A 2,640-nucleotide genomic window follows, 5' to 3' on the forward strand; every position below is an offset into this window, starting at 1 on the left:
AGCACCTGATACAGACGCTGGACATCGCTCGCGGTGTAGAGCCGGTGGCCGGTGCTGGTCCGCTCCGCAGGGTGTACCAACCCGATACGGTCGTAGTGGTGCAGCGTCCGCACCGTCAGTCCGGCCTCGGCCGCGAGTTCTCCGACCTTCCACACACGCTCGGTTCCGGGCTGTTCCATCCGTTTCATCTCACTTCCACCGACGCACTTTGCACCGGTGTCGCCGACGGTAGAACCTGACCTTACGTCAGGTGCAAGCCGAAACACGCCCGCCGAATCCAGCAGTCACGCCGTGCCGCCACATCCTCAATTGACACATGCCCCACTTCCGAACCGGTCTTGGCGTGGAGGTCGAGCGAGACCGCGATGTCAGATCTCGCCGATACGACATTCCGCCCGCTCGGACCGCCGCCGAGATTCGCCGATCAACGACGTCACACATCACCGATAGAACCATGCGTCGGCACCACCGTTCGGCGTGGTGTCGGTTGCGTGACCACACAGTGCTCGCATGGTTCGTTCAGTGGCGACTGCCGTCGTGCTCGTTGGGTCGTTGGATCAAACGGGACGGCCGTAGCCGACCAGGGCGCTGCCTCTGCCGATCGGATCGAGGGCGGCGCCGTCGAGGGTCGACACAGGGCAGGTTCGGCCGACCTGCGCTTCCGGACCGCACCTCCCCCGGCGGGGGAGGGTCGGAGAACCGAACGGTTCTCCGACACAATATTCAGTGGCAGACCATTTGCAATCTGCGGGCCCCTCATGATGGACAGAACTCGACAGCTCACATCATCTGGTTGCAGGCAGCCAGGGCCCCGGCGCAAGCGGTCCTCACTTGGCACCGCATTGCCATGCTCTCGTACTGGGATCACCACGGCGGTGGCGAGTTGGCGCCGAGTCGGTCAAAGGGCTGGAGCGCAGGCACTTCACGTGGTCTCCTGGCATGGCACACGTCCGCCGCGGAAATCCGCTCGGCGGGCCGATAGGGAGACGGGACCTCGAGGTCGATGACAGCACGCGAGATGGCAACTCGAACCTACATCGAGGTCGCACGCGGAAAGTTCGTGAACGCTGACATGGTGACGAGTATCGAAACTCAGCAGGGCACCATCTTCATCAGCGACGGTAAGCACAGCCAGGGATTTCAGCCAGAAGCGATCCCCCGCGAGGGCGCGGCCGCGCACTACATGGTCGAGTTGATGCGCGAACTTGGCAGACCAGCGACCGAGCCAGGATTACGAATCATCACCTTGCTCCAAGGCCAGATCGTGTCCCGCTATCTCCAATAACGTGGACCTCACAGAAAGCGAATCAGATGTCATCCATCTTCGACGGCCCGGTTGGACTGCTGACCTACCATCGCGAGCCCGAGCGGTGCTCGATCTGCAACCCGCACTTCACTCCCAGGCCGCTGCCGCCCAGCTCCCCCAGCGGCGGCCACGGCTTTGTGACGGCGTTGGAGACGCAGAACTACGTCATGAATCAGATTGCGAACCGGTTCCGGCGCTAGCGAAGCGGCCACGGAGCCCCTCGGCAGTGCCGCCGCCGGGCTATAGCTCACGTAGCTCAAGGATTATCCCGGCCGGGCTGCGATGTCGAGAATCGTTCGATTCTCGGACGCATACCCCTCGGAAGCGAACCGCCAGGACGGTTCCGCCGAACCGGTGTCGGAAACCTGTCGAAACTGTATTAGCCCATTACAAGAGCTCTCGTAGGCTGGCCAGTGACGGGATTCAAGATGTAGGCGCCGTGGCTCTGTTCGATCGACCGCGCGCGAATCTCACCGGTGTGTCGGCCCCATCGGGTCTTGCTCGACCATTTCAACGCTACGAGCATGTGTATCTGCGGCAGGTTCGCCCCGGTCAGATTCACGTCGGTCAGGTTCGCGCGGGTCAGGTCCGCATCGGACAGGTCCACGATACGTAGTGTCGCGCTGTTCAGGTTCGCGGCGGTGAGGTTCGCGTTGGACAGATCCGCGCGGAACAGGTCCGCATCGGACAGGTTCGCTTCGGCGAGATACACGTAGGACAGGTCCGTACCGATCAGGATCGCGCCGGTCAGATTCGCGCCGTGCAGAATCGCGCCATACAGCCTTGCGCGAGATAGGTTCGCGCGGAACAAGTTCGCGCGGATCAGCCTCACGAACGTCAGGTCCGCGCAGATCAGGTCCGCACCGGACCGGTCCACGCCGGACAAGGTTGCGTCGGACAAGGTCGCGTCGCGCAGGTAGGCAGCGCAGGCAATGTAGCGGGCCCACCGACTACGCCATGGCGACTGCTCAGACACCGACGTACCCGCGGCTGTTCATCGAAACAGCCTGCCGCCGTGGGGGTCTCGTACACCTGACGCTCGAGGACCTCAACGCCGAAGACTGCCTCGTTCGGCTCCGAGAGAAGGGAGGCACTCTGCGATGGCAGCCGGTCTCCCCCACCCTGATGCACCGAGTCCTCGATCACGTGCAGGCCCGTGGCGGACCCGAGGCAACCGATTACACCGTCGAATATTGCACATTCGCCACTCATGAGCCCGACGCGGTAGCTACAACACCCCTCGAATCCCCACCGCGGATGTAGCTGAGCAGCCTCCTCGGCTCACGACGTGGAGGCGGCGGGTGCGGCGGCGATGATCCAGTTGCTGAATTCGA

The 2,640-nt window shown here is 63.2% G+C and carries 3 protein-coding genes; 1 reads left to right on the plus strand and 2 read right to left on the minus strand.

Annotated elements, in window-relative coordinates; genetic code table 11:
* The coding region (locus ON19_RS30945) for a MerR family DNA-binding transcriptional regulator (RefSeq protein WP_043700863.1) at positions 1–188 on the minus strand (188 nt) is incomplete at its 3' end.
* A gap of 815 nt (positions 189–1,003) precedes the next feature.
* On the opposite strand from ON19_RS30945, the gene ON19_RS30950 reads away from it, so the two are divergent.
* Positions 1,004–1,285, plus strand: a complete 282-nt coding sequence (locus ON19_RS30950) for a hypothetical protein (RefSeq protein ID WP_157229903.1) — start codon at positions 1,004–1,006, stop codon at positions 1,283–1,285.
* Between the two features lie 400 nt (positions 1,286–1,685).
* On the opposite strand, the gene ON19_RS30960 is transcribed toward ON19_RS30950, so the two are convergent.
* On the minus strand, positions 1,686–2,282 hold the full coding sequence (locus ON19_RS30960) for a pentapeptide repeat-containing protein (protein ID WP_083899725.1): 597 nt from the start codon (positions 2,280–2,282) through the stop codon (positions 1,686–1,688).
* Positions 2,283–2,640: the final 358 nt, after the last annotated feature.

The sequence above is a fragment of the Nocardia abscessus NBRC 100374 genome, assembly GCF_000308455.1.
Classification (GTDB): Bacteria; Actinomycetota; Actinomycetes; order Mycobacteriales; family Mycobacteriaceae; genus Nocardia; species Nocardia abscessus.

Coding starts and splice junctions, on each gene's coding strand:
- ON19_RS30950 (WP_157229903.1), top strand. CDS start 1,004: ATGACAGCACGCGAGATGGCAACTCGAACCTACATCGAGGTCGCACGC.